The organism is Streptomyces sp. H27-H5, from assembly GCF_026627505.1.
In the GTDB taxonomy this organism is placed as follows: Bacteria; Actinomycetota; Actinomycetes; order Streptomycetales; family Streptomycetaceae; genus Streptomyces.
Genome location: NZ_JAPNLK010000237.1, coordinates 1 through 3,325 on the forward strand (window position 1 = coordinate 1; position 3,325 = coordinate 3,325).

Sequence of the window (3,325 nt, forward strand, 5' to 3'; positions counted from 1 at the left end):
GCAGGACATCGCCGTCGTGCCCGTTCTGGTCGATGTCGGCGATGTATGCCCGCAGCGGGTGCGTCGGGAACGCTGCCAAGGTCCGCGGTAGGGCGGCTATCCGGCGGCGCAGTGTCCTGAGGAACCTGATCGACCTCGCCAAGGAGCTCCAGGCGCGCGGCGTGGACCTGGTCGTGCTCGACCAGGGCATCGACACCTCCACCGCGGTCGGCCGGATGTTCTTCCAGATCTTGGGCGCGGTCGCCGAGTTCGAGCACGCCCTCATGTCAGAGCGGACGATGGACGGCCTGGAGGCCGCCCGCGCCCGGGGCCGCACCGGCGGCCAGAAACCCAAGCTCGGCCCCGCCAGGTCCAGCTGGCACGCGAGATGTACGACTCCGGCAAACTGACCGTCCAGCAGATCGCCGACGAGTTCGGCGTCACCCGCCCCACCATCTACCGCCACCTCGGCAAGACCGCCGCACCATGATCAATCCTTAACGCGCAATCCTGGAGCGATACCGGCGTGACCCCGAGCTCACGTTGACCCGCAGGCGGGCGACCTCGGCCCGCCTCGGCTTGTCCAACTCCGCACCCAGCAGGTGCGCCACCTCGGCGAGGTTGATGTGCGCCGGCAGACGAAAGGGCACGTGGACCAGTTCGGTGGACGGGGGCCGCTGCCCGCGCGGGGCGAAGTTGTTGGAGAGGTCGGTCATGGGGTGGGGCACTCCTAGCCGTGTGAGTCGAGGTTCACTCACTGGCCCTGGGAACGCCGCTCTGTGTCAAAGAATCTCCAGAAGGACTCCGTGACGCCTATCACTCCGGATAACATGCCATATCCGCAGCGATAAACCGGACATGATGACCCGTCCGTCCGGAGCGCCCGACACAGGAGAGCCAGCCGTGACCGAAGTCGCCCTGGACGAGTCCGAGTACGAGATCCACACCGATGAACTCACCCGCGTCCACGCCGATGCGCTGCACACCTTCTTGAAGGGGCGGACTCAGGCGCTCCTCGCCGAGCAGACCGCCGGCACCGAGGCGTACCGCGCGATCCTCTCCCTCGACACGGCCGTGGACATGACCTACGACGAGGTCACGGGCTGCTTGCGGCACGCGGGCGACTCTGATCGAGACCTGACCGAGCTGCGACTGGAGTGGCAGCGTCTGCGCTGGTTCTCGTTCCCCTGGCGTGGAACGGCTGGCTATGACGACGCCCTGTGGCCTCGTGCCATCTACACCCCCCTGCGGGCCGCCGACGCGCGACCCGCAGCCACCGACGAGTCCGCCGGTGACGACGTCGAGGAAGAGGAGCCCGACTTCTCGGAGGACGAGCGTCGGGAGATGCTCCAGGCCGCCGTGCGTGCCCGCGACGTCCGCCTCAAGGCACTCAAGCAGATCGAGGCCGTGCACGGTGACAGCGACCTGCCGCCGGACCCCGAGGACGAGTCCATCGCCCATCGGATGATGGAGGCGTACTTCCAGCACTACGAGCGGATCGCCACCGAACGGAACTTCCCGGCCATCGGGCGCAAGATCGCCGACGAGCGACAGGCGTGGGCGGAGAAGGGACAGCTGACGGGGTCGGGCCCGACCTGGTTCCTCAAGTTCGCAACCGAGGCTGAGCTCAACGCGATCGCCAAGAGCTTGGAGGGCAAGGGCTCGGTCGAGGAGATCACGCGGGCCACCTTCGAACGTGCGGCGGTAAAGCGGTGGCTGACCTCACAGGGTCACGAGATCAACGAGGATGAGGTTCAGCCGCGGTGACCACAGAACTGCAGCGCGTCGGCATCGTGGAGGCCGAGCTCGTCGAGGACCAGGAGCAGACCGCCGGCACCGAGCTGGTGACGCACGACCCGACCGCCGCCGTGCTTGCCGCGCTGGAGCAGGGCGCCGAGGAGCACATCGCGGCGGCCCGGCCGAAGAAGACCACCGCCTCCTACGCCGGCGACTGGAAGCTCTGGACCGAGTTCCACGGCTGGCTCGCCGAGCGCACCGGCACGCTGCTGCCGCTGACTGCCGTCACCAAGGGCACGATGGTGTCCTTCACGGTGTGGCTGGACGAGGTGAAGGAGGCCGCGCCCAACTCCATCGACCGCCGCATCACCGGCGTCACGGTCACCGCGCGGCGGCTGGGCACCATGGTGCCCAAGGAGGCCACCCTCGCGGCCCGGCAGCTGGTCAAGAAGTTCAGGAACGATCCGAAGCGGATGGCGCGCGGCCGGGGCAAGGCCGTCCCGATCACCCCGGCCGACCTCCGGAAGATGAACACCGCCGACCGCACCCGGGCCCCGAAGCCGGAGGCCCGGCGTCAGCGCACGCGCACCGTGCCGGAGCTGGCCCGGCTCCGCGACCGGTCGATCAACACCCTGCGGTTCGCCGTCGCCGGGCGCAACGAGGAGATGAGCGCCCTGGACGACCCGTACATCAAGCTCGTCTCCGAGGGCCTGGAGGTGCACGTCCCCAGCGTCAAGGGCCGCCCGCCCCGCGACGTCGCCGTCGCCTACGGCGAGCACCCCGACACCTGCCCGGTCCGCTGCTGGCTGGCCTGGCAGCAGGCCAAGCTCACCGCCGGCGCGGCACCCGGCGGGCCCGCCTTCCTGCCCGTGGACCAGTGGGGACACCTGGGATCCGCCCGGCTCGCCCCCGACTCCTGCGGCCGCGCGATGACCCGGGCCGCCGAGCAGGCCGGCCTGGAGGCCCGCATCACCGGCCACTCCGGGCGCCGCGGCGTGGTCACCACCGGCCGCAAGAAGGGCAAGCGCGCCGAGAAGCTCCGCGCCCAGGGCGGCTGGTCGGCCAAGAGCGCGGTGTTCTGGGGGTACGTCGACGACGGCGAGAAGTGGGAAGACGCCGCCACCGAAGGCATCGGTCTGTGACCGTGGACAGCTCCGACACCGATCCCTGGGAGGGACCCGCATGGCCGACGTCTGGGTGCTCCGGCGCATCCCCGCAACCGATGACCGCGTAGCGCGCTCCGCGCTCATCCGGACCGACGCCCTGCGCCACCTGGAGGCGAACGACTACCAGGTGACGCTCAATGAGCCGGGCACCGAGCCCCTCGTGCTTGCGGACTGCGAGAAGGGCAGCCACCTGCTCCCGTTCGACTTCCACGTGGAGCTGCTCGCCGAGATCGCCCGGGCCCGCAAGCGCGCCGAGGACGGCGACGACCAGGTGGTCATCGCCGAACGCGACACCAGCAACGAGTGGGCGTGGAAGACCGGCCTCGGGGACCATCGGTACAGCCGTTGGCGTTAGGCACTTGATCTTGGTTATCTAGCACACGCGATCGGTTCGTCGGGAGGGTTCGGCGGAAGACCCACGGTCGCTCGCGGCGGCTGGTTAC

6 protein-coding genes are annotated in these 3,325 nt (G+C 69.6%); 5 read left to right on the plus strand and 1 reads right to left on the minus strand.

Annotated elements, in window-relative coordinates; all coding sequences use genetic code 11:
* The coding region (locus tag OTB19_RS42215) for a recombinase family protein (RefSeq protein ID WP_267804161.1) at positions 1-389 on the plus strand (389 nt) is incomplete at its 5' end.
* On the plus strand, positions 368-469 hold the full coding sequence (locus OTB19_RS42220) for a helix-turn-helix domain-containing protein (protein ID WP_267804162.1): 102 nt from the start codon (positions 368-370) through the stop codon (positions 467-469). The genes OTB19_RS42215 and OTB19_RS42220, both read left to right, overlap by 22 nt.
* Before the next feature lie 7 nt (positions 470-476).
* On the opposite strand, the gene OTB19_RS42225 is transcribed toward OTB19_RS42220, so the two are convergent.
* Positions 477-695, minus strand: a complete 219-nt coding sequence (locus OTB19_RS42225; protein WP_267804163.1) for a hypothetical protein — start codon at positions 693-695, stop codon at positions 477-479.
* Positions 696-882: 187 nt separating this feature from the next.
* Here OTB19_RS42225 and OTB19_RS42230 point away from each other — a divergent pair, with 187 nt between their 5' ends.
* From OTB19_RS42230 to OTB19_RS42240, 3 genes are read left to right on the plus strand one after another with little or no spacing between them, the layout of a single operon-like run.
* Complete coding sequence (locus OTB19_RS42230; protein WP_267804164.1) at positions 883-1,746, plus strand: hypothetical protein; 864 nt, start codon at positions 883-885, stop codon at positions 1,744-1,746.
* Positions 1,743-2,858: a hypothetical protein gene (locus tag OTB19_RS42235; RefSeq protein WP_267804165.1), complete on the plus strand. Its 1,116-nt coding sequence runs from the start codon at positions 1,743-1,745 to the stop codon at positions 2,856-2,858. The genes OTB19_RS42230 and OTB19_RS42235 overlap by 4 nt, the downstream gene beginning before the upstream one ends.
* Before the next feature lie 40 nt (positions 2,859-2,898).
* Entirely contained in the window at positions 2,899-3,237 is a 339-nt protein-coding gene (locus OTB19_RS42240; RefSeq protein WP_267804166.1) for a hypothetical protein, read from the plus strand.
* The last annotated feature ends 88 nt before the right edge of the window (positions 3,238-3,325 follow it).